The organism is Reichenbachiella sp. (assembly GCF_965233835.1).
GTDB lineage: Bacteria > Bacteroidota > Bacteroidia > Cytophagales > Cyclobacteriaceae > Reichenbachiella.
Window position 1 is genome coordinate 1764903 of record NZ_OZ247585.1, and the last position, 24471, is coordinate 1789373.

The 24471-nt window shown below is 38.6% G+C and carries 22 protein-coding genes; 14 read left to right on the plus strand and 8 right to left on the minus strand.

All coding sequences use genetic code 11. From position 1 onward, the window contains the following. The first annotated feature begins 9 nt into the window (after positions 1-9). The gene (locus ACO6S2_RS07705) at positions 10-1317 is read left to right on the plus strand and encodes a glycosyltransferase family 4 protein (protein ID WP_422361918.1); all 1308 of its coding nucleotides are present in this window, start codon (positions 10-12) and stop codon (positions 1315-1317) included. A gap of 67 nt (positions 1318-1384) precedes the next feature. Further along, a complete protein-coding gene (locus tag ACO6S2_RS07710) occupies positions 1385-3460 on the plus strand; it encodes an ATP-binding protein (protein WP_422361919.1) in 2076 nt (691 codons plus the stop codon). Between the two features lie 51 nt (positions 3461-3511). Here the strand turns inward: ACO6S2_RS07710 and ACO6S2_RS07715 are convergent, their stop codons facing one another. The 3 genes from ACO6S2_RS07715 to ACO6S2_RS07725 all read right to left on the minus strand — a co-directional run bounded on the left by ACO6S2_RS07715 (position 3512) and on the right by ACO6S2_RS07725 (position 5973). Next, positions 3512-3850, minus strand: coding sequence for a single-stranded DNA-binding protein (locus ACO6S2_RS07715; protein WP_422361920.1), 339 nt, complete (start codon positions 3848-3850; stop codon positions 3512-3514). 295 nt (positions 3851-4145) lie between these two features. Next, positions 4146-4757 (minus strand): P63C domain-containing protein, encoded by a 612-nt coding sequence (locus ACO6S2_RS07720; RefSeq protein WP_422361921.1) that lies wholly within the window; start codon positions 4755-4757, stop codon positions 4146-4148. Positions 4758-4761: 4 nt separating this feature from the next. Further along, complete coding sequence (locus ACO6S2_RS07725; RefSeq protein WP_422361922.1) at positions 4762-5973, minus strand: ImmA/IrrE family metallo-endopeptidase; 1212 nt, start codon at positions 5971-5973, stop codon at positions 4762-4764. A 155-nt stretch (positions 5974-6128) separates the two neighbouring features. Between ACO6S2_RS07725 and ACO6S2_RS07730 the strand changes: the two genes are divergently transcribed. From ACO6S2_RS07730 to ACO6S2_RS07750, 5 genes are all read left to right on the plus strand, one after another. Then, positions 6129-7064 (plus strand): IS1595 family transposase, encoded by a 936-nt coding sequence (locus ACO6S2_RS07730; protein ID WP_422361923.1) that lies wholly within the window; start codon positions 6129-6131, stop codon positions 7062-7064. After that, the gene (locus tag ACO6S2_RS07735) at positions 7064-7426 is read left to right on the plus strand and encodes a hypothetical protein (RefSeq protein WP_422361924.1); all 363 of its coding nucleotides are present in this window, start codon (positions 7064-7066) and stop codon (positions 7424-7426) included. The genes ACO6S2_RS07730 and ACO6S2_RS07735 overlap by 1 nt, the downstream gene beginning before the upstream one ends. 121 nt (positions 7427-7547) lie before the next feature. Then, the gene (locus ACO6S2_RS07740; RefSeq protein WP_422361925.1) at positions 7548-7670 is read left to right on the plus strand and encodes a hypothetical protein; all 123 of its coding nucleotides are present in this window, start codon (positions 7548-7550) and stop codon (positions 7668-7670) included. Between the two features lie 45 nt (positions 7671-7715). Next, complete coding sequence (locus ACO6S2_RS07745; protein ID WP_422361926.1) at positions 7716-8273, plus strand: hypothetical protein; 558 nt, start codon at positions 7716-7718, stop codon at positions 8271-8273. Between the two features lie 427 nt (positions 8274-8700). After that, positions 8701-9069: a hypothetical protein gene (locus tag ACO6S2_RS07750; RefSeq protein WP_422361927.1), complete on the plus strand. Its 369-nt coding sequence runs from the start codon at positions 8701-8703 to the stop codon at positions 9067-9069. Here ACO6S2_RS07750 and ACO6S2_RS07755 read toward each other — a convergent pair. Both ACO6S2_RS07755 and ACO6S2_RS07760 read right to left on the minus strand, forming a co-directional pair. After that, positions 9066-9860: an MBL fold metallo-hydrolase gene (locus ACO6S2_RS07755; protein ID WP_422361928.1), complete on the minus strand. Its 795-nt coding sequence runs from the start codon at positions 9858-9860 to the stop codon at positions 9066-9068. The two genes, ACO6S2_RS07750 and ACO6S2_RS07755, sit on opposite strands and share 4 nt — an antisense overlap. 91 nt (positions 9861-9951) lie before the next feature. Then, positions 9952-10743 (minus strand): MBL fold metallo-hydrolase, encoded by a 792-nt coding sequence (locus tag ACO6S2_RS07760; RefSeq protein WP_422361929.1) that lies wholly within the window; start codon positions 10741-10743, stop codon positions 9952-9954. A gap of 88 nt (positions 10744-10831) precedes the next feature. On the opposite strand from ACO6S2_RS07760, the gene ACO6S2_RS07765 reads away from it, so the two are divergent. After that, positions 10832-11167: a hypothetical protein gene (locus ACO6S2_RS07765; protein ID WP_422361930.1), complete on the plus strand. Its 336-nt coding sequence runs from the start codon at positions 10832-10834 to the stop codon at positions 11165-11167. A gap of 158 nt (positions 11168-11325) precedes the next feature. Next, a complete protein-coding gene (locus tag ACO6S2_RS07770; RefSeq protein WP_422361931.1) occupies positions 11326-11853 on the plus strand; it encodes a ferritin in 528 nt (175 codons plus the stop codon). A gap of 57 nt (positions 11854-11910) precedes the next feature. Here ACO6S2_RS07770 and ACO6S2_RS07775 read toward each other — a convergent pair whose 3' ends face one another. The 3 genes from ACO6S2_RS07775 to tyrS form a co-directional block, all read right to left on the minus strand. Then, a complete protein-coding gene (locus ACO6S2_RS07775) occupies positions 11911-12468 on the minus strand; it encodes an outer membrane beta-barrel protein (RefSeq protein WP_422361932.1) in 558 nt (185 codons plus the stop codon). A gap of 83 nt (positions 12469-12551) precedes the next feature. Continuing rightward, positions 12552-14576: a thioredoxin domain-containing protein gene (locus ACO6S2_RS07780; protein ID WP_422361933.1), complete on the minus strand. Its 2025-nt coding sequence runs from the start codon at positions 14574-14576 to the stop codon at positions 12552-12554. Positions 14577-14640: 64 nt separating this feature from the next. After that, positions 14641-15930: a tyrosine--tRNA ligase gene (tyrS, locus tag ACO6S2_RS07785; RefSeq protein WP_422361934.1), complete on the minus strand. Its 1290-nt coding sequence runs from the start codon at positions 15928-15930 to the stop codon at positions 14641-14643. 233 nt (positions 15931-16163) lie between these two features. On the opposite strand from tyrS, the gene ACO6S2_RS07790 reads away from it, so the two are divergent. The 5 genes from ACO6S2_RS07790 (at position 16164) to ACO6S2_RS07810 (ending at position 24448) form a co-directional block, all read left to right on the plus strand. Then, entirely contained in the window at positions 16164-17408 is a 1245-nt protein-coding gene (locus ACO6S2_RS07790; protein WP_422361935.1) for a tetratricopeptide repeat protein, read from the plus strand. 143 nt (positions 17409-17551) lie between these two features. Continuing rightward, the gene (locus tag ACO6S2_RS07795; protein ID WP_422361936.1) at positions 17552-21229 is read left to right on the plus strand and encodes a T9SS type A sorting domain-containing protein; all 3678 of its coding nucleotides are present in this window, start codon (positions 17552-17554) and stop codon (positions 21227-21229) included. 134 nt (positions 21230-21363) lie between these two features. After that, positions 21364-21672, plus strand: a complete 309-nt coding sequence (locus ACO6S2_RS07800) for a hypothetical protein (RefSeq protein WP_422361937.1) — start codon at positions 21364-21366, stop codon at positions 21670-21672. 106 nt (positions 21673-21778) lie between these two features. Beyond that, positions 21779-22651, plus strand: a complete 873-nt coding sequence (locus ACO6S2_RS07805) for a DMT family transporter (RefSeq protein WP_422361938.1) — start codon at positions 21779-21781, stop codon at positions 22649-22651. 135 nt (positions 22652-22786) lie between these two features. Then, on the plus strand, positions 22787-24448 hold the full coding sequence (locus tag ACO6S2_RS07810; protein ID WP_422361939.1) for a tetratricopeptide repeat protein: 1662 nt from the start codon (positions 22787-22789) through the stop codon (positions 24446-24448). Positions 24449-24471: the final 23 nt, after the last annotated feature.

A 24471-nucleotide genomic window follows, 5' to 3' on the forward strand; every position in this document is an offset into this window, starting at 1 on the left:
CAGTGAGATATGCCCCAAAAAAAAGTATTGGTAATCACCTATTATTGGCCGCCGAGTGGAGGTGGAGGTGTTCAGCGATGGCTCAAGTTTGTGAAGTATCTCCCACACTTTGGATGGGAACCCATTGTTTTCACTCCAGAGAATCCAGAATTTGACCTAAAGGATCCCTCTCTTTCGAAGGATGTGAGTTCAGACCTAGAAGTGCTTCAGTTCCCTATTTGGGAACCATTTGGGATTTACAAGAAGCTATTCAGAAAAAGAGAAAAGCTCAAACAGGGTATTGTGATCGAAAAGACCAAAATGTCCTTAATTGATCGATTGAGTGTTTGGATAAGGGCGAATTTGTTTATCCCTGATCCTCGACGGTTTTGGGTTAAACCATCGGTAAATTTTTTAGTTCCATATATAGAACAACAGGGTGTTGATGTGATTGTAACGACTGGGCCTCCCCATAGTATGCATCTAATTGGTCTCCAACTAAAAAAGAAATGTGATGTTAAGTGGGTGGCTGATTTTCGTGATCCATGGTCAGATTGGGATATTCTTGATAAACTTGGTGTTAAAGGTTTTTCGTTGAGAGAACATAGACGTTTAGAAAAAAATGTTTTGAGGAACGCTGATCGAATTTTAACGGCGAGTGAGGGAATTAAGAGATCTTTACTTTCTAAGGATGGCAGAGTTAAAATTAAGGTGATTACCAATGGCTTTGACCCTGATGATTATTCGACTCTGACTCAAAAGAGTTCGAATACTAAGTTTAGAATTACTCATTTGGGATTACTTAATGAGTTAAGGAATCCCTCAATGCTTTGGGATGTTTTAGAGGAGCTATGCACTGAAATCCCTTCCTTCCAAGAGGAGCTCGAGCTGGTCTTGGCAGGCATGGTTAGTGATTCTATTTTGGATAGAATAGGTAATTCTGAGGCTTTGGGTGAATCATTCGTTTACATGGATTATATCCCTCATCAACAAATTTTTGATTATTATCAAGGCTCATCCATCTTGCTGTTGTTACTCAATCCACTGGACAAAGATCAGTTAATTATTCCGGGTAAGTTGTTTGAATATTTGGTGGTGAAAAAGCCGGTATTGGCCATAGGAAGAAGACCAAGTGAGGTGGATGATTTGTTGAAGTTCACAGGTACTGGAGAAGTATATGAGCCAAATGAGAGAGGCCGGATGAAGGAAATGGTCAAAAACCAGTATCAACGTTTTGCAAAAGGAGAGAAGAATATTTCAACTATGAACACTTCACAATTTTCGAGAAAAAATCTAACGGCAGAATTAAGTCGATTTTTAGATGAAATAAATTTTTAGTCATAAACTATTATCACTGAAGATTGAATTAAATTGTCGGTTTTTACCGAGAGGTAAGTTGAGTACTATGAGGATTTTGTTCAGGTTTTTTATTGGTTTTTGGTTGATTTTCTTTGGTGGCACCATTGAAGCAACGGCACAGGATCAGTCCAAGTCTGAGCAATTCCTGTCTGCATCCTTTAGGACTTCCGATTCAGATTCTATTCTGCTATTACTTGATTTGGCCATCAAGCATGCAAATAAAGAAGATAACGCAGATGTACTTGTAGAATCCCTTATTGAGAAGGGGATTGTTTTCGAGCAGGGCCAACAAGGAGATAGCAGTGATTTTTATTTCAATCAGGCTTTGAGCAGAGCTAAGAATACAGAGCTAACTCCAATTATTAATGCCAAACTTCATCATCAATTTGGAAATCATGTTGGAAATCAAGATGAATATTTTATGGCGCTGAGTCATTTGGATACTGCTGCCAATTTGTATTTGTCGGTTTCGGATTCAGGTTCTTATGGTGACATGTTATCACTCCAAGGTGCTCTTCATGACAACAATGGCAACCAAGGCAAAGCCTTGCGCATGTATCTTAAGGCTTCAAAAATTTACGAGGCGACTAAAGACAGTGCTGTTTTTGCGGGAATACTAAACAACGTAGCTATTATTTATAAAAAACTAGGTGATATAGAGGGAGCACTAGAATATTACAACAAGAGCATAGAATTGGGAAATCAGCTGAATGATACGGTAGGTATATCCATAAGTAAACTCAATCGCGGAATGTTGTATAAAGACCTGAGCAGATTCGAAGAGGCACTTTCAGAAGTGTATTATAGTCTCAGAACGTTCAAAAAAGAGAAAATGAATAGAGGTGCTGCGATTGCACATCACAATTTGTCCGAAATATACCTAGTGATGAACAAGACAGATTCTGTGTTGTATCATATAGATGCTTCTCAAGCCATAGCCATCGATTTGCAATATTGGACAGTCGTGGTGAGTAATCAAATTGTTTTGGCCAAGGCCTTGAAAAGTATGGGTAGAGCTGATATTTCTAATAAGTCTGCCCTGAGAGCATATAACCTGGCTATTGAGCATGGATTTTTAGAGAAGCAGGAAGAGCTTACCTCTTTAATTGCTCTGAATTACGAAGAACTTGGAGATTTTGAATTAGCACTGGATTACTACAAGAAGTACAAACAAGTAAAGGATAGTTTGTTAGGAAAAGAGTCTCAAGAACAAATCAATCGACTTCGGACTGAATATGACCTAGAACAAAAAGAGGAGGATATAAAGGGTTTGGAGACTATTAACTCTTACCAAAAATCATTGGCCGAGAAGGAGCATAAAATCAGCCAATTTTTGACTGTGGGTATTTTTCTTTCCCTACTGGTGATCGCATTGTTTTTCTACCTCTACCGCAGACAAAAGGATCTTTCAACGATACTAACGGATCAAAAAGTGCAATTGACCGGATTGAATAAAGAAAAGGATGACCTTATTGCAATGGTGGCTCACGATCTACGGAGCCCATTGAACAACATTAAAGGGCTCTTAGCCTTGATCAAGGATGCAAATGGAGCAGAGCAAGAAAAAATGATTGAGCTGGCCAATGAGTCAACAGATGTATTGAGAACCAGAATTAATCAGATATTGGATGTAGAGGCCATCAATGTAGGAAAGATCAATTTAAAAATTGAGAAGATTAATGTGTCTGATATCCTTACCAAACTGGTTCATCATATTACTCCAGAGGCAGAACAAAAACATATTTCTTTTTATGCCCATTCTGTAAAGAATCTGAAATGCATGGCTGATCAAAATTATCTGCTACAAGTGCTTGAAAATTTATGTGCCAATGCCATCAAGTTTTCTAAACAGAAGTCTGAGATTTATGTGAAAGTTGGGACAAACAAGGACAAACTGAGATTTGAGGTACAAGACCAGGGGCAGGGAATTCCAAAAGGCGAGATGAAGAAGTTGTTTGAACGTTATGCCAAAATCTCTACGCTGCCTACAGAAAACGAAAAGTCTACGGGACTAGGATTGCCAATTGTAAAGAAATATGTCGAGGCTATGGGTGGCAAGGTTTGGTGTGAGAGTGAGGTAGGTGTAGGAAGTACTTTCTACTTTGATCTACCAGCAGCATAAAAAAAGGCCAGCTCAAGTTATTGAACTGACCTCATTGGGACTCGATGGATATTAGCTTTCTTTCTTGTCGAGCATTAACATTTCATTTAAGCTAATCTCTGTGATATACTTGATCACACCTTCTTTTTCATATTTTCTATTTACCAGTTTGCCTTGGATGGCAATTTCACTTCCTTTCTTTAGGTAAGAATCGATAGTTTCAGCCTTTTTTCCCCAGGCTACAATGTTGTGCCATTGGGTGTCTTCCACTTTTTCCCCTTTGTTGTTGTAGTAAGTCTCATTGGTAGCCAGAGAGAAGGCGGTCATTTTTTTACCGCTATCGAAAGTTCTCAATTCTGGATCGTTGCCTAATCTGCCAATTAATTGCACGTTGTTTTTTAGAGTTGTCATAATTTTAAAAATTAAGTTTTAATGATGTTTCACCTGATGGCAGATGAATTTGTCGTTTGACATGGCAAATATGAAATGAGTCACAAACCGGAGTCGGTATTTAAGGCATCTATATACAAAGTGGGACAGGTAATAAACCACCTGAACCGCAAAAAGTATCTATATTTGTAAAAACAAAAAGGCCGCTGCAACGACCTTTAAGACCTCCAAGAGGATTTGAAACACGAAAGTTGAGTCTATCAAACCCGATCTCCACTAGCTAATGAGACTAGATTCAACCCTTTCCACTATAGTACTATAAAATCAATTCTAATTGATATGGTACGTTGTGTTCAGCGTACAATTTTATTCTAAAGTCATACCAATCGTTAGATTTTTTCATTACATCAATTGATTCGTTTATAAACTGTTCTAGTTTAATTAATCCGTCTTCATCAAGAAACTGATGATGCTTGTATTTTCTAATTCCAATGCTAATGTAAGGATTATATAACTCAAGGACTGGCAATACTTCTTTGCCAAATCTGCTGTAAATGATTTCATTTGTCCACTTACCAACGATATGCGGTTTTTGAGAAATCAATCCGCTTTCAGGAATTTGCCACTCTAATCCTCTATGTCTATTTAGTCTAAAAATTTCTCTGTAATAATCTTGAGGAAATTTAGTGGTGTAATCTTGAAGTTTATTAGTAACAAAGTCTATTGTATCAGCATTAAGAACAATGCCGCTTCTAAGCTCTATTTTAAGACTTTCTCGGTCAAATTTTTTGTCTGATAATTCATCCTTTACTAGTTGTTCAACTTTAGTTAAAAAGCTCCCCTTCAAGTCTTCTCGACCTTTGGTTGTAGTCTCTTTGGTTGAATTATTTATTTTTGATAGTGGTGCTATATTTTTATTATGCTTCATAAGATTAGGTGTAAAATTTACTTTTAATACTTCTTACATATTCTGTTATTGGCTTAGGATTTTGCCATGAATTATCAAGGGTGCTGAGTAATTTCTTTAGTTCATTATCAGGGTTTTTCTTTTTAGCTAATGCCCAAAAGCTTCTATTATTATTTCCAGCTTCAAATGCGTTGAAAGCATATATTAGGCTTGGGTGTACATGATTGATTCTTGCAAAGCTTTCGACCGCTTGATCATCATAAATATTAGGTCTAATTCTTTTTATTTTTTCCTTTGAGAATAGATACTCTTGAGTAAAATCATTCGCTTCATTTTCTTTTTCAACCACAGTAAGTACATCACTAGATTCTTCCGAAAGGTGATACCTCTGTGATTTTATTTCCTCCCAATCAAAAATTACATGGAACAGCTCGTGTACCAATGCAAACCATAGAGTTGCGTAAAAATTTCTATAGTTTGTTATGACAATACATGGCTTTCTATTTACGGATATTGTAGCTCCTCTTAGATGTAGAGACTTTAAAGTAGGTAAAAAAACAACAGTTACCCCAAAATCATAAAGAGACCTGATAACGTTTAACAGCCCTAATTCAATGCTTGTGGAGTGCCATCTCACTTTAGGGAAATATTCAATTAAAGCATCTCTATTATACTCATTAGGGTTTTGTATTTCCTTAAAAACCTGGATTGCTGCAAAAATCCAGTAATCCTTATTTAGTTCACTTTTCGATTTGGTTTTAGCAGAACTAAATGCGGCATTGTTTTTTATAGGCTTATAGTCAAAAATGCTATCTAGGTTTAGATAAGAAACAATCCGAGATTCTATATCAGCATAATCGTTTATATCTGGAATAAAGCCAGAATCTCTAAGGTTTGCTAAATCAAAATGATCTCTAATGAAGATGGCTTTTTGAGCATCAACGTTAGCGGTTGTAGCGAAATTCCTATTTACAGCGTTTCTATAGAGGTTGTAAACTTCATCTTCGCTAATTTGAAGAAAGTTTGACAACCTTGAGAGGTTAGTAATGTCAATTAATTTTTGTGTGCCATCAAGAATGCCATTTAAGGCTCTTGGTGAAATGCCTATAATATCTTTTGATGCCGTAAAAGACAAGTCCAGATCTTTAAGCCTATTGGTAAATATTTGCCTCAAGCTCAATCCATCTCTCTCGATACTATTCAAAAACTCCTCTATTGTTGCTTGTCTGTTATTCATTATACAAATTAAATGCACTTTTACATCAGTAAAAATACCTCATTAATTAACATATACCAAGATATATACAAAAAAAATGCAAAGTTGCATCAATTATATTAGGTATTTAAAGGGACAAATGCTATCTTTACCATGTAATTCAAACGGAAATAGCCATGAACTTCAAATCACTACCACAGCTTTTAGACTACTTCAAGGAAGAAGAAACAGGCAAAGAGTACTATGCGAACATTCGTTGGGCTGGAAATCCTACGTGTCCTCATTGTGATACTGATAATGCTTATGTAACTACTAGAGGTTATAAGTGTAAGAACAAAGAGTGTCACAAGAAGTTTACTGTTAGGACTGGAACGATCTTCGAAAACTCTAAAATCCCTTTTAGAATCTGGTTTGCTGCTATCTATTTGGCTACTTCTCACAAGAAGGGTATTAGTTCAGTTCAATTGGCTATTGACTTAGGTATCACTCAAAAGACTGCATGGTTTGTACTTCACAGAATCCGTGAAATGCTGAAAGAAAAAGCCCCTAAAATGTTAGGTAAGGACAAGATGGTAGAAGTGGACGAAACTTACATTGGAGGCAAGGAAAAGAACAAGCACTTTGATAAAAAGAGATCAGACGAAAATCTTTCATTAAGAAATGATGGTTCTGATTTCAAAGACAAAAAAGTAGTGCTTGGTATTATCGAGCGTGACGGCAAAGTAGTTTTAAAGCATGTACCGAATGCTACCAAAGAGAATATGGTAAATTTTATCGAGCGACACGTACCAACTGGTTCAAAGGTTTACACTGATGAATACAAAGGGTACAATAGCCTTAAAAAGCAATACACTCACGACACCGTGAATCACAGCTTGAAGGTTTACGTTGCTGGTGACGTGCACACCAATACGATAGAAAACTTTTGGAGCGTCCTTAAACGAGGATTGTACGGTATTTACCACCAAGTAAGTGATAAGCACTTGGAAAGGTATTTGGATGAATTTTCATCAAGATTCAATGAGCGTGATCTAAGCCCACAAGGTAAATTCGAAAAGTTCTTGAATCAAAGTGAAAGCTATCTATCACACAAAAGACTAATTGCAAGATAATGTTTGTAGATCAGGAAAGAGGATGTCTTGAGTGTGGTAGCACTTTATTTGGAAGAGCAGACAAAAAGTTCTGCTCTAACAAGTGTAGGAACGGTTATAACAATCGGATTACGTCAGATGCGACCAACTTCATTAGAAACACAAATAACGCTTTGAGAAGGAATAGAAGGATTCTGGTAACACTTAACCCATCAGGAACAACCAAGGTTAAGAAACAAGAGTTAGAGGACAAGGGATTTGATTTTGAACTGATTACCAACTACCAAACCTCAAAGGCTGGAAAGGAGTATAGATATTGTTACGATCAAGGCTATATGATATTGGATGATACCACCGTTCTAATAGTAGAAAGTAAGTTGTAACTTTAAGGTATGGAACAACCTAATCCTGAATGGTACGAAATCGTTATTGGTATCGTGGCCTTGATTATAGGGTCTTGGATATACTCGAAGTACCTAAACAGATATAAAAAACGCTATTGATATGGCAGGTGAAAAGAAAAAGAAGGAGAGGGCAAAGGAGTACGAAAAGAAATTGGCTATAGAAGGTTCGCTTGATGATGTACTAAAAGTGTCAACTTCTAAGAAAAAAGAGGAGAAGGGCTAGTATTCACCGTTGCTCATTTGTTATTATTTTCATATAATTGCCAAAATGATCGACTTATACCTTTTTTCAATTACTACTCAAACATTAAGCAGTATTATAATAGGAGTTGGCACGGGATTGGCTTCTTCTTTTATGTTCTTATGGTTTTTAACTACAATAAGACCGAAGGTTAGAATATCTACTGATATTGCTGAAGATACAATATTTTATGAAGGGGAAACCCATAAATGTTTTAGATGTAAAGTAATTAATGATACATGGAAAAGCAGAATATACGACATTGAAGCGCAATTAGTATTAATTAAGTACGTTACTGTAGACGGAGGGCAAAACTTATTTATGGATAAGATTCCATTGATTAAGGAACGAACTTGGTCATTAAATCGTTATTCGAAAAAAGATACTCATGCTGAATACGCATTTCAATTTATTACAATAAGAGATTTGTATGATATTTGGGATGATAACGTTAATATTGAGCTTAGAATAAAAGCAAAACATGCTTTTAGCGGTTTTACCAGAACTGATAATTATAGGTATTTCAAAACTAACTGCATAAAGAAAGGTTCTTTTAAGTTTGGAAATACCATGGAGATAACATAAATTAAAAATACACTAGACCAAAACCATTATGAAAAAGGACATTATAGGTGTTTAAGCGTATGTGTAACCCCGATAACGACACAGCTATGGAATCGTCGTTATCTACAAAAAATCTAAAGAGGGGATTCCCCTCTTTTTTATTTTAAGTCGGTTTTGGCCGTATTGCTGGATTCATATAGCAGCTTACAAAACGCTCTTTGAACATTAGCTAAGTTTTGATAGTTAACTCTATCCCTTTTCTGGTAGGCGTTTTTGCCCGCCTGAAACTTAGTGATTGACCACTCAAAAAAAGAAAGCATTTCAGCTTTCAGTAATCATATTTTATTTTCTTGTCCCACTTTGTATATAGATGCCGTATTTAAGCATTTGTAACCGTTTGTAGTCGTTTAATATTGGATATCTATCAGTATTTCAGTACTTTAAACTTATGAAGGAAAATACCAACCAACGCCTTTGTGAAGAATGTGAGCGTCCACTGTTTGGCCGAACGGATAAGAAGTTTTGTTCTGATGCTTGTCGCAATTCCTATAACAATCGTGTGAATGCTGATGCCACGAACTTTGTACGTAATGTAAATAATGCCCTTCGAAAGAATCGAAGAATACTTGTTGATTTTAAGAATGGTGTAGGCACAAAAATTCATCGAGATCGGCTACTTCGTGCAGGATTCGATTTCGATTATCATACCAATACCCGTGAGACAAAAGCAGGAGAGATGTACTATTACTGCTACGATCTCGGATATCAGGTATTAACTGACGGCGAAGTACTTTTGGTTTCTAAGCCTGATGACTAAAACGATACAGATTGCCCCGCTTTTTCAAACATAATGGCATCTGGCATGAATTTTTTGATTTTATCCAAAGACTGCTGGCTGTAGTTTTCAGGAATATGGATGGCCACTACTTTTTTCGCACCAATATGCTGACGAACCACCTCTGCTCCATAAAAGCTGGTCAGATACCAGAAAGGCACGAAGGCAACATCCACTTCTTCAAATTCCAGCTTTAGTTCCTCAAACCGATCTGGATCCATATTGGCATCGCCCAGGTGAAGAACCTTTTTGCCATTGAAGTTTACCAAAAAAATCAAATCCTGAATTTTGGCGTTGCTTTTTCCCGCATGCCTGGCATAGGCTGCCTTCACCGTTAACCCTTCCTGATTGTAGCTTTTCCAAGATCGAGAAAGCGGAAAAGTAAGTGTCCGATCATGTATGCTTTCAAAATTGTCCATAACTGCTTCAATCGAGTCCACTACCTGAGGGGTAGCCAAGCAGTTTAGTTTTTTGTGGGTAAACAAAAGCTTTCCAATTTGACTTGGACTGAAGTGATCTGGATGCGCATGAGTCGCAAGGGCAAGTGAAAGGTTGTTGTAAGGAGGTCTGCCCGCTACCATAGCATCCAGCTGTGAACTGTTGGGTGCTAAGAATCGTCCTCTTCCATCTTCAAAAAAGGCGTCTATAAGCACCTTGTTTTGACCTACTTGTACCAGTACACCACTATTGGCTATATAAGTTGCTTTTTGAGCAAATAAAGAGAGTGAAAGGAATAAGAAAAACGCAGAAAATGTGCTTCTCAAAAATTGCATGTAAGAACTAAGTTTACTTTGACATTGGTTTGTTTGAAGGCAAAATTAAGATAAATCAATTCTATTTCTAATTCTACTGGCTAGATACTAGTTAAAAATTCACCATCTCACCTTCTTTCATAAATACAACGGCATTGGGAAAGTTATCCCTAATTTTTTCCAGAGTTTTGGGGTCTCCCACCTTTGGGTAGTGGATGGCAACGAGCTTATTGGGTTTAATTTGATTCTTCACAATGTCTATGCCTGGCGGGTAAGCCAAGAACCAATAGGGAATCAGGGCCACGTCTATCGGAGGTTTGGATAAATGAAGTTGTGCGAAGTGGGCAGGATCCATTTCTGCGTCCCCAAGGTGAAGTATCTTCTTTCCATCCACATTGATAAGATAGATTTGGTTGTCTACATCATAATTCTGTTTACCACCATGACGCACATAGGCCGTATGAACACTAACTCCTTTCAAGAAGAGCGCGTTCCACTCTGCCTTTGGTTCAACTCCATTGAGCCTTGGTATTAGTAATTCCATGTTCTCCTGAGTTTTCACAATAGAGTCGACGGCCTGTTTTGGACAAACCAGTTCCGTTTCCCTGTGAGACTTTAGGAATTTGCTGACCATTTCAGGATTGAAATGATCTAGATGTGCATGAGTAACTAAAAGTAGGTCAACAATTTGATAAGGGTGCTCTTTAGCGTTTAGGTACTGAATGGTTTGTTCGCTGGGAGAGGCATAGGTTTCATAATAGTTGTCAAAAATGGCATCTATCAAAATGCTTTTGTTTTCAGATTGTATAAAAATCCCTTCATTGGCGATGTAAGAAATAGAGTGTTGAGCGGATGCCGTAAATGAGAATATGAGTGGAATGAGTAGGAATTTCAGATTCGGCATATCATTAAGTTTGAGTTTGAAAAGTAATTTAATCAAACTGCTTGAAGTATTATTTGTAATAAGTCTAAATAAGAACTAGTTTTGCTCCGTGATCCACGAGATATACCATACGACTAACGGAAAAGTTCTTCAAAACGATAAGGATAATCGTTTTTACCTTGAGTATAAGGGGAAAGAATATCGTATGGCAGTTTGTGCTTTGATTGCCTTCAAAGCCAAGTTGGATCAATTGAATATTGAAGAAATGCTTTTGAGTGATGCCTCGCTCAATGACATTGAAATCATTCCCCTTTGCAACAAAGAGCATCTTATGGTTTTGACCTTGGATGAAATAATTGAAATGAAGGATCTGATCCCAGGGACTTTGGTGATGCTTGAGCTCAATAGCATCGTGCAGCAGCGTCTCGTCAGAGCCTTGGTTTAAGCCAAACGCACATCAAACCTAACTTAGACTAGTTCTAAATTTCTTTTTGTCCGAACTATTTAAGCTCCATTTAGTTACCTATAGTATATATTTATCTTGAAATGAACGTGCAAGGCTATATATGCACTTGCGGTTTCATGAACATAAAATACTAGGACATGAAAGATCTAATGAGACAAAAAGTAGCGGTTCAGGACAATGTCATGAGCATGCTCAATAAACAAGTGAAGTTGGAAGCACAATCGTCAGCTGCTTATTTGGCGATGGCAGCTTGGTGTGATCAGCATGGATTTGATCATAGCGCACATTTTTTCTATGAGCAAAGCAACGAAGAAAGAGCACATATGCTGAAGTTGTTTCACTACATCAGCGATATGGGAGGTCAGCCTATGGTGGCGACCATTGAGGCTCCACAGAATGAATTCAGTTCTTTGAGAGAAGTTTTTGAGTTGGCTTTGGAGAGTGAAATCAATGTGACCGAATCAATTAATCAAATCGTGGCAACTTGCAGAAAGTCAAATGATTTTGCGACAGAGAACTTCATGCAGTGGTTTGTGAAAGAACAGGTAGAGGAAGAGTTTGTGGCAAGAAGAGCGCTGGAGTTCTTCGATATGCTAGGAGATGATCCGGCTTCATTATTGCTTATCGATGAGCGAATTTTGAAAATCAAATACACAGAAGAATAAGATATTCCCCTTAATAAAAGTAAACCCAGCTTGGTAGACCAGGCTGGGTTTTATTTTTTAGTTTACCTGAAATGTAATTCCTGTATTGAATACAAATTGATCTTCATCTGGCCATTTTTGCCATTTACCTTGAATATTTACCCCTGCTTTATCGCTTATTGGAATGATTGTGCCTACACCAAGGTTTATCCCATTTTCGGTGGCTGTCAGTTTAGTACCCGAACCAAAAAGACTGGTTTCAGCCGTTGCTCTTAAGTTTGAATAACCTATTAGTCCGTATGCTAGTATATTTTCAGAAAGGAAATAATACCTTAAATCAAAATCGATAGTGCTTCCCCACGATTTAGTTTCTATTGTCATACCTTGAAATGATGAGGAGGAGTATTTTTGTTTTGAAAATTGTGAATAGCTGATAGCCACCCCGATTTTATCATATATCAAATACTCTGCGCCAATATTAAATCCAAAGGCACCTTTATTCTCAAGTGTAGTTTTGTCAACGCCTAGCTTTGTCCCATAGGCTAATCCTCCATTCAAGCGAAAAATACCCTGTTCTTGCGCATAAATGTTTGATACAATCAGGGTAAATGTGATTATTAAGATTTGTTTTTTCATGTTTGATTTGTAATTGATCTATGCGGTAAAGGCTGAGGAGAAAATTGAAGAAACTTGAGGTATAACAAATCTGATTGACGCTGTCATTTTATCATTTGTTTGATAGCAGTTTGTGTGTCTTCTATCGGTAACAAGCAAGATTTATTCTCGCAAACGTAAATTAGTGTTTGACCTTGAGATAACTTTCCATTCAATAATTCAAGGGTTCCTTCAGATGTTCCTCCCAATAGAATTTTATTTGGAATGAAAGGTTTAGCCATTTCGAGTTTTTTGCTGTTTGCTTCCTCTCCTACGATGGCGACTTCAAAATGCCGTTGCCCCATCAGTCCATACAGTCTGGCCCAGTTACTATAGAAGTAAGGCTGCTCTTTAAATTCTTTCTCCATATTAGAAATCATCTGCGTAGCACGATCCAGATCTTTCTGATTATAATAAAACTGACCTAGTAAATAGAGAGCCTCAGCCATAGCTGAATTCGAAGCAGGGATCACATTGTCGGACAATTCCATTTTTCTTGCAATCAGTTTTTCATCTTGATCTGAGGTGTAGAAGAACATCTGTGTTTGTTCGTCAGCAAAATGTTCGATCACATATTCTTTTAGTTTTTTAGCTTCGGCCAACCATGATTCGTCAAATGTGGCTTCGTATAGTTTGATAAAGGCTAAAATGGTATAGGAATAGTCATCGAGGAAGCCATTGATAGTTGATTGGCCATTTTTATAATTCCGAAGCAACAAACCAGATGATTGTATTTGATTGGCTTTGATGAATTCACCAGTCTTTATTGCTCTGCTCAGGTATCCCTCATCTTGCAATGCAAAATAAGCATCTACTAGTCCGATAATCATGAGGCCATTCCATGAGGTCAAAGTTTTATCATCTAACCCTGGGCGAACTCGGCCATCTCTAACTTCCACCATTTTAGACTTGGACCCGGTTAGTTTCTCTTTGACCTCAGATTCGGAAAGGTTGAATGTATCTGCAAGTTCTCTGATCGATACTTTTCTTTCCAGAATGTTGTGGCCTTCGAAATTTCCTTTTTTGGTTACTCCGTAATACGTTTTGAAAAGTTCAGCGTCACTCCCCAGAATTTGGTCAACTTCCGCTTCAGACCATACATAGAATTTCCCTTCTTCGCCTTCACTATCCGCATCTAGCGAGGAGTAAAATCCTCCAGACTTATCGGACAATTCACGATTACAAAAAGTGATAGTTTCGCTGACAGCTTGTGCATACTTTTCATCACCAAATACTTGATAGGCATGACTGTACAAACTAATCAACTGTGCATTGTCATATAGCATTTTCTCAAAATGAGGTACGGTCCAGGTCTCATCTACGGAGTAACGGGCAAATCCGCCACCAAGATGGTCGTAAATACCTCCATCTGCCATGCCGTCTAAAGTTACTTTCAGGGCGTCCCTGATTTCTTCACTAGGTTGATAATAGCCTTGGGCTAACAAGAATTCATAAATGGCGGGCATAGGAAACTTAGGAGCTCCTTGTCTGCCACCATACTTTTTGTCAATGGAGGATACTACTTTTTCTCCAGCGCTCGCGTAAAGAGCAGAATCAAATGGAGTACCTGATTCATTGAGTTCTGGCACTTCAAGCTGATTGATGCCTTCAGTTATTTTTTCTGCTTGCTCAAGCATCTTGCCTGGTTGCGTGCGATACATTTCTGCGAAATAGTCAACCACTTTACCCCAGTTTTCTTTCGGAAAGTAAGTGCCTGCAAAAACAGGCCTACCATCTGGAAGTGTGATCACATTGAGTGGCCAACCGCCTCTTCCCGTCATGAGCTGTGCTGCGTCCATATAGATTTGATCGATGTCGGGACGTTCTTCTCGGTCCACTTTAATCGAGATATAGTTGGCATTCATCTTGGCAGCTATAGTTGAGTCCTCGAATGACTCATGCTCCATCACATGGCACCAATGACAAGCGGCATAGCCAATACTGATGATCATCAGCTTGTCCTCACGTTTTGCTAAGTCCAGCGCCTCTTCTCCCCACGGAAACCAATCCACTGGGTTGTGTGCGTGCTGGAGTAGATATGGACTCGTTTCATCTATTAAATGATTGGTGTGTTTATGTTCTTGTCCCATGTTTTGCGTGCAGGCGTTTATGGATAAAACAACAATTAATAAGAATGCGAGTCCTCTTGGCATATTAGTCTTCTACAGTGATCAAGAAATAATTCTTCTTGCCTTTCTGTGCAAGTAGATATTTGTCATTCAGTAGCTTGAAATCAACGGCTTGGTTTTCATTGGCCAGTTTGGTTTTGTTTATACTCACACCACCACCTTTGATCATACGCCGTGCTTCACCTTTGGATGGGAACACGATCCCATTGCTTTCCTCAGAGAGAAGATCTGTTACATTCTGAGAGTCGGCGAAAGTGTTTTTCGAAATGGTTGTTTGTGGTACCCCTTCGAACACCGAAAGAAAGGTGTCCTCATCTAAAGATTCTAAATCCTCTGTGGTTGATTTTCCAAACAAGATTCCAGAGGCTTTAATAGCCATATTGTAATCATCTTCCGAATGTACCCGGATCGTAATGTCCTTACCTAGCTCTTGCTGGAGCTTTCTCATGTGCGGAGCCTCTTGATGCTCAGCAATCAGAGCATCAATCTCCTCTTTAGTTTTCAAAGTGAAGATTTTGATATAGTTGGTAGCGTCTTCATCAGAAGAATTCAACCAGTACTGGTAAAACTTGTAAGGGGAAGTCAATTTTTTGTCCAACCAAACATTTCCACCTTCGGTCTTTCCAAATTTAGTTCCATCGGCTTTTTTGATCAAAGGAGTAGTAATAGCCCACGCTTCTCCTTGTCCTTTTCTTCGGATAAGTTCTGTACCTGTTACAATGTTACCCCACTGGTCAGAGCCACCGAGTTGAACTTTACAATTCTTATTGTTGTACAACCACCAAAAATCATAGCCTTGTACAAGCTGGTAGCTAAATTCTGTAAATGACATCCCAGACTCTAGTCTGCTTTTTACAGAATCTTTGGCCATCATGTAGTTTACAGATATGTGTTTGCCTACATCTCGAATGAAATCCAGGAAGTTGAAGTTTTTAAACCAGTCATAGTTGTTGACCATTTCGGCAGAGTTGTCGCCGCAATCGAAATCCAAAAATTTCTCAAGTTGTTTTCTAACGCACTCCAGGTTGTGATTAAGAATATCTTCAGATAGTAAATTTCTTTCAGCAGATTTTCCAGATGGATCACCAACCATGCCGGTGGCTCCTCCGACCAAGGCGAACGGTTTATGCCCGGCCTTTTGGAAGTGGACTAAGGTCATGATTTGAACCAAGCTTCCAATATGAAGAGAATCTGCAGTAGGGTCAAATCCTATATATGCAGAAGTCATTTCTTTATTTAGTTGGTCCTGTACTCCGGGCATCATATCGTGGATCATACCCCTCCATTTCAATTCTTCTACAAAATCCTTAGTCATTGTAATCTGATAATTTTTCAATAAGTCGACAAAGATATAGGGTTCAAGGATTTTTGAATATGCTTCTTATAATAATCCCAAAAAATAAATTTCTAACACAATTTTTGTAAATTGACGAAAGGAATGAAGAAGGTTGTTTTTTAACCCTCAATTCACGGTTTGAATAGAAGCTATGGGCTTATTTCGAACTGACAATGAAGCATATTTGAAAGATTGACACTATTACAATGAGAATGCAAAAAACACACCAATGGCTATGGATGTTAATGATTGCTTTCACAACTCAGGGGCTTGCCCAGAGAATGGATATTAATGCCAGTCCGGCAGAACGAAAAAGAATAGCAGAGGAATATTACCAACAGGGAAATCAGGCAGGTAGTCGAGGGCAATTTGAGCTAGCAGTGCTGTATTATGATAGTGCGCTTCGCTTGTACGGAGGGTCTACCGAATATTTTTTTTCGAGAGGACAAGCCAAGGAGCTTGCTGGCAATGATATTGGTGCACTTACCGACTTTGAAGCTGCACTACGCGTGGACCCAGAGAACTACACCGCAATTTTTAAAAAGGCATTAATCTACCACAAACAGAAAAACTATAAGCAGGCTGCTCAAGATTTTACTTTTTTGATTAACAATGTAGAGACCTTTGAAACTCAAGCCATTGTTTTCAAGGGAGCTTCCTATGACGAAAAGGGCGAGATGATTTTCTCTGGTATTGCTACTTTGGAAGATATGAAAGCGGATGTGTATCTGGCTAGGGCTTTAACCTATGAACAAATGGGTTTCAATACACCTACAAGATTAGATTTTGACAAGGCCATCGAACTCAACAATCATGAGCCGAATTATTACGTTCAGAGAGGGCTTTTTAGGCTAAGTAAGGAGGACAAGGAAGGAGCTGAAAGGGATTTTAGAAGTGCACTGGAGATAGATCAGTATCATAGACTGGCACTTTATAATCTTAGTTTTTTAGTAGATGATAAAGAAAAAGATGAGATCAATAAAATTCTTTACGGTGTAGGAGACTTTGCGATGGCTTATTCTAGACGAGCCTTTGAGAAATATCAGAAAGGAAAATATGAGGAGGCTTTAATGGATTACGATTCTGCTTTGATGATCAAGCGCGACAATGCGAATGACCTAATGAACAGAGGTATGGTAAAGGCCAAATTAGATAGACACAAAGCCGCGATTAAAGATTTTGAAACCTCAGTCTATACTGATAATACATTGGTGAGAAACTTTGTGCTTATTGGAAATTCATATCAAGAGCTAAAAAACTATCCTCAGGCCGTTACCTACTATCAGCGCTATCTGAGGTCTGAAACTGGAGATGGTGTGGTTTATTATAATATGGGCTTGGCATACATGAAAGCAAAAAAAGATGAAGAGGCTTGTCAATCACTACGTACAGCCTATGACCTTGGTGAAGAAAGAGCGGAGCCTGCCTTGGAACAAGTATGCTTTAAGTTGAAGTAGTCGAATTTTTGCATCAACTGATACATTTTTTGTATTAACCAGTAATTTTGTACTTTCGAGGTGAAACTAATTATTCAATTTTTTTAAAAGTAATTTAAGAGAGGATTAGATTGATGCCTTTCTTAGCTTAAAACAACTTAACCATGTATCAGAAACCTAACCTCAGGAGGGGCATGTTCGCCCTGGCCATGTTATGCGTATTTAATTTGGCAAAAGGACAATCATTGAAGACACAGGCCGACGAACAACCGAGAGGTCATGCGCTCTACAAGCAATCCAAACTTTTTGATAGCAGAACTGGCTCAGTAGAAAGCAAACCAACTGCTGTGGGTGATCGTGCTACTGATAGATTTACTTTTGAGTACAATCGTACCCGAAATCCATATACTGGAGATATTCCTCGAGGAATTTCAGAACTTGAGCAGAAATTTGCGGACCATATCGCCGAAGGCACTGACCTCAAAAATTCTGCCAGTCAGGATGGTGGGAGATTTCGTCAGTATTCTTACTGGAGCAATAGGGGGCCATTTAATGTTGGTGGGCGAACCCGAGCTCTGGCTATAGACATCACCAATGAAAATGTAATTCTTGCCGGAGGAGTTTCTGGAGGATTATGGCGGTCAACGGATGCTGGTGCGAGCTGGTACAAAGTGACTTCTAGAAGACACGCGCCAAGTATTACATGTATAGTGCAAGATCCGCGACCTGGAAAGCATCACATTTGGTACTATGGTACAGGGGAGCGTTCTGGTAATTCTGCAAGTGAAGGAGGAGCCTTTTATTCTGGTACTGGTGTTTACAAATCAGTTAATGGAGGAAGGTCTTGGAGGCTTTTATCTGCAACCGATGATGATGCTATCGGATCTTATGGGCCTTTTGATATTACTAATTCGATTGTTATTAATCCAATCAACGGAGATTTGTACGTTGCTACTTTCAATGGAGTTCACCGGTCTAAAGATGGAGGAAGTACTTTTGAGGAAGTCTTAACGGGAGGATTTGATGCTAGAACTGAAGTGGCAATCACGTCGTTTGGAAAAATTTATGCTACCGTAGACTACAGTGGAGTTCCAAATGCCGGCCTTTTTACCTCCATGGATGGTGACAATTGGACGAGCATTACACCATCTAACTTTCCTACATTCTTTGGAAGAACCGTCATGGGAATTGATCCATCAAATGAAAACAAGGTATATTTCTTAAATCATGATGAACTCGGCCCACAAGGTTTATATCGCTACAATGCGGCAGACACTACAGCGGCAGCCTGGACAAACTTAAGTGCCAACTTGCCGATCAGCATCGGAGGTCCTGTTGGTGATTTGAATTTTCAGGGAGGCTATAATATGGTTATTAAAGTTCATCCTGGTGATTCGAATATCGTTTTTGTGGGAGGGACTAATCTGTATCGGTCGACAACAGGATTTACTACACCCGCGGGACAAGAAAGTTGGATTGCAGGATATTCCCCAATTAACAATATAAGCGTGTACCCTGACCAGCATCCAGATCATCATGAGCTGGTGTTTTATCCATCAAATCCGAACAAAGTACTTTCTGGGACTGACGGTGGGGTTTTTCTTGCGGAAGACATCACTACTTCTATTTCAGCTGCAGAGCCAGTGGATTGGACTTCATTAAATAACGGTTATATAACTACACAGCCATATGCAGTAGCCTTTGACCCAGAGCCTAATAGTGATGACCTATTGGCAGGATTTCAAGATAATGGGACTTGGTTTACTTCTTCAACAGATAAAACTGAGCCTTGGATTGAGGATTTTGGAGGTGATGGTTCGTACAATGCGATCGCTGATGGAGGAGATACCAGATATGTGTCTTCTCAATTTGGAAACATATATAGACTCAACTTTGATAGTCTAGGTGAATTTGAATCATTCACAAGAGTAAAACCAGCGGGCGCAAATAATTTGGACTTTGTTGCTCCTTTTGTATTGGATCCGCATAATGACAACATCATGTATTTGCCTGATGGTAATAGAATTTGGAGAAATAATGATTTGGATGGAATTCCTCTATTTAGCAATGCAACTACCACAGTAAATTGGGTTAATCTGCCTAACTCAGATACACCAGCAGGCACGACCATTACTTCATTGGATGTGTCTACTTACCCGATGGCTAACAGATTATATTATGGTACTAATAGTGGAGGTGTTTACAGAATGGATAATGCCAACTTGGACAATCAGCCTGCGGTTGATGTAACAACAGGAAAAGATTTACCTCCTGGATATGTCAACGACATTTCTGTTGACCCATCAAATTCGGATAGAGTTATTATTACTTTCTCAAATTATGGAGTGCAGAGCTTGTTCTTGACGAACGATGCGGGTGAGACGTGGACAAATATTAGTGGTAATTTGGAAGAAAATGAAGATGGTACCGGTAATGGACCTTCTGTAAGAAGTACAGCTTTTTTCGGTGGAAGTAACTCTCGTTTTGGTTCAAGATTTCAAAAAGTATTTGCGGCAACCAGTACTGGACTTTATTATACGCTTCGGTTGAATGGAAATAACACCAGATGGTATAAAGAACCATTTGTAATTGGACACGCTGTAGCTGATGAAGTGAAGACCAGAAAAGACGGATTTGTAGCTGTAGCTGCTCATGGAAATGGGCTGTTTAGTGCAAAGTTCCCAATCATATTTAACCCATTACCTAAGTCGAAACTTTCTGTTGCCTATTTGCTTGAAGATTTGAAGGTGGATGAAAATAGTGCCGATGTTACTGTTGATATTGAGGACTTGTTTGTGCATTCAAGGGGTAGACATATAGATGTCACCTTAACTAATTCTAATCCCGGTTTAGTGACTGTTACCGATAATGGCAATAGTCTAACCTTGTCGTTTGCCGCTGATACATTGGGTTCGGCTACCATTGGGTTGATTGCTACAGCAGGTGGAGAACAGGTTGCAGAAGGTTTTACGGTATTCATATCTAAACCTACGCTTTATGAACAACTTGGTGCTGGAGTTTCCTCATTGCCTTCTCAAAACTTTGTGGATTTTGGAGCAATTGCTCAAACTGCGGATGATTTTGTAGTTCCAGCTGGAGACAGTTGGGATATCAGCAATATTCTTGCTTTCGGAGGAGCTAATAATTCACCAACTTTCACCAGTGCAACTGTTGTGATCTATAAGGATACCTTGGGCAACCCTGGTGATGTTTTATACATGAGTGATGAAATAGTACCGGATTCAGATCCTCTAGATGCCAATCTTAATTTAACCTTACCAGAAGAAGTGCATTTAGAAAGTGGAACTTATTGGCTTTCTGTTTATGCCAACCTGCCATTCAATCCATCTGCAACGCAATGGTTTTGGACTTCGCAGAATGGAGGAGTAGGGCAAGAGCCTCAATTTTTAGATCAATTTGATCTGTTCGGAACTGGATCAACCGATTGGACGGATGTATCGGTGGCTTTCGGAAGACCACCACTGGATCAGGTATTTCAGGTCTTTGGATCGATCGTACCTTCGACTTTGGACCCTGCTTCAGCAAGAACTACTGAAAATGGGCCATTGGTAGATTTGGACATGGAAGTGAGATCCTTAGTTTACCCCAATCCTTCTACTGGTGAGTTTACTTTTAGTATTGAAATGGGTGGTTCAGATGAAATTGCACCTATTATAAATATGAGTGTATACAATACTTCAGGTAGGTTAGTACATCAGGTGAGAGATATTGATACGAAGACTGAATTTCGTTGGGATGCATTTAATCAACCTGCGGGTATCTATATGGTTAAATTGAATGGTCCTCGTGTGAGCCAATCATTTAGAATTGTAAAAAAGTAAATCAGTGATAATAGTCGCATGCACTATTTGTGCATGCGACTATTCTTAAAAATATGCTTACGAAGAAAATAGTTTGCTTGGTATTTCTTTTGATCTCATTTATTAGTCATACACAATCAAACGCAAATCATAGATTGACCCAGAGTCCTGATATGGTGAAATTTACGGGAGTCATCCTTGAAATATCATCAGATCAACTGGCGTGTAAGGTGCCAGGAAAAACAATAAAAGTGCAGGTTCAAAAGGTTTTGTATAAAGGTCGTACAGTAAACTTCAATCTTCAACCTCAGGCAGTAATTACCATTCTCATCGACCCAAAGGTCTCTAAGGAAAAGAAAAATGGGCTTCAAGCGGATCGGGTATTGACATTTCATGCTAAGGAAAAACTTTGTCCAGAAGAAGCGGAGTCCCTTCTAACTGCCCTTTCCTGGGCGTCCGAATAGGTTTTGTATTCATTAAACAATATTTATTTAATCAATTCAGGAATTAGATATTTCACAGTTAAGGGAACATGCACTAAGTTCACTTCTTAATTTAATATCTGTTTCTGTGAATCAATCCAAAAGCTACTTCTTCCAGCTCATATTGGCCATCATTGTAATGAGTACCTCAGGTGTGCTCGCAAGGGCAATGAATGTTTCACCTGAACTTGCTATTTGGGTCCGATGCGTGATTTCCGGAGTGGCACTAGGGGTTGTGTTGAAGTTTTTGAAACTTCCACTGTGGGTTCAAGAACCCAAGGCTCGTATGATAGTTTTGTTTAGTACTATCCTGTTTGGCCTGCACTGGGTCACCTACTTTTATGCCTTACATTATTCAAGTGTAGCTATAGGCATGCTTTCCTTATTTACCTATCCGGTTTTTACTGCCATTTTAGAACCTATCATTGTAAAGTCTAAGCTCAAGCTTATGGACATTGGTCTTTCTTTCGTAGCTTTTATTGGGGTTTTCTTTTTGGTGCCTGATTTCGATTTGACTAATGATGTCACCTTAGGTGTCGTTATAGGTATTGTGTCAATAGCCTATTCATTTCGAAATATTTTGTTAAAACTTCACGTGCAAAACCATTCAGGTATCACTTTGATGTTTATGCAAGTAGTGGGACTGTCTGTTTTACTTTGTCCTGTTTTCTTTTTGGGAGACATCACCACGCAATTGGATGCGATTGTGCTCGATTGGTGGAAACTATTAGCGTTAGGACTATTTACGACTGCCATTGGCCATACGCTATTCGTCGTGTCATTTAAAAATTTCTCCATTACCGTAATCAGTATTCTGAGTACGTTAACTCCTCTCATTGGTATTGGATTGGGCTTTTTGTTTCTGGAAGAAATTCCACAAGGCAATGTTTGGATAGGAGGTTTCCTTATATCAATTGCCGTACTAGTCGAGTCCATCAAATCAGCTAAAAAAAAGGTGTAGTTTTTTCAGTTTTGCTTTACCGACTGATATAATATTTGCCCATTTCGTCATAAAAGTGAAGTCTTGGTAATGCCCAAGGTGAAATTTTGTATTACATCTCATTAATGCACAGATTTGTTTGCAGCTTTATGTGATATGAGAAAGTATTGGTTTTTGTTTTATCTATTCGTCTTCCATTGTAGCTATTCTTGTTTTGGCAATGATGAAATAGATAGTGTAAGGCAGGCGGTGGAATCTGCTTCCAATCCGAAGTCCAAACTAAAATCCCTAAATTATTTGGCTGAATTGTATTGGGGTAGAGACCCAAATCAAACACTGGAGCATGCTTATGAAGCCCTGAAAATAGCGCAAGATGAAGGAAATAATGCCCAGTTGAGTTACGCCTACCTAAACCTTTGTCAAGGCTATTTGTACAAGGATGATTATGTAAAAGCACTTGATTTTGGGCTCAAGTGTCTTGACTTAAGACAGCAATCTGATGATGTGCCGGCATTGGCCTTTATACTGCGTACTATTGGCTGGTTGTACTACGATATGGAAAACACTGACCTATCACTCCAGTATCACAAAGAATCACTGAAACTTTATGAAGAACTGGAAGATGTTAGTCGCATTGGCAATGCGCTCAATGGATTAGGTTTAGTCTACATGCAAAAGCAGAGTTATCAGGCAGCATTGTCTTATCTGGAAAGAGCTTTGGAAATAGAGGATTCTTCAGGAAATGATCATCGCGTCAGTGTAGTGCTGAGTAATATAGGCGCTTGCTATCAAAAACTAGGTAGCAATCAACAGGCCATTGATTACTTACAAAGGTCATTGAAACTCAATGAACAGATCGATGATATGGATTTGTTTGCAGAAAGTCTCAACAGAATGGCGAATGCTTATTTGGATTTGAATGACTATCGACAAGCTGAGGTTTTATTGGATAGCGCAAAGAATATCATAGACCGCAGTGTTTTGGCTGATAAGCCAGTGTTGTTAATGGAAAACCTTCAGGCGAGGTCAATTTTATATGCTGCAAAAAGAGATTTTAAGAAATCGTTGGATGCTATGCAGCAGTTCAATGATTTACGAGAAAGTATTTTATCTGAAGAAAAAAGTTATGCACTAATGGAGCTTCGAGTGGATTATGAGATGCAAAGAAAAGAAGCCGAAATTCAGTTGTTGGAGCAGGAGAAGCAACTATCCAACATGAGAAGAAATATGCTCATAGGTGGTCTGGTTGGTTTGATATTGTTTGGAATACTTTTAGGCGGCCGGTTGCGAAGTTCGTATAGAAAAAACAAACTAATCTTAGAAACCAAACAGGCGTTGACCGATGCGGAATTAGAAAAGAGCAAATTAAGTCAGGAACGACTCAAGAACGAGCTGGACTTTAAGAACAAAGAGCTTACCACTTTTGCGATGCATATCGCTCAAAAGAATGAACTATTCAATGAGTTTATAGAGCAACTGACGAGTATTGAAAAAGCAGATTTTGATAAATCACATGTGGAATCCGCAATCAAATCTTTCAAGCAACGTCTCGACATCAATCATGATTTAGAAGAGTTTTACAATCATACCGAATTGGTGCATCAGGATTTCTTATTCAAGCTTGCAGAAAAATTTCCAGACCTAACAGATCACGATAAGAAGCTATCTTCCCAAATAAGGTTAAACCTATCGAATAAAGAAATCGCCGCACTTAACAATGTTTCTCTTAAATCTGTAGAGGTGGGTCGCTCCAGATTAAGAAAGAAAATGGGTATCGACAGCGCTGTCAATTTTTCTGAATTCCTTCAGAATATTTAAATCTCAAACACCAAACTGATACT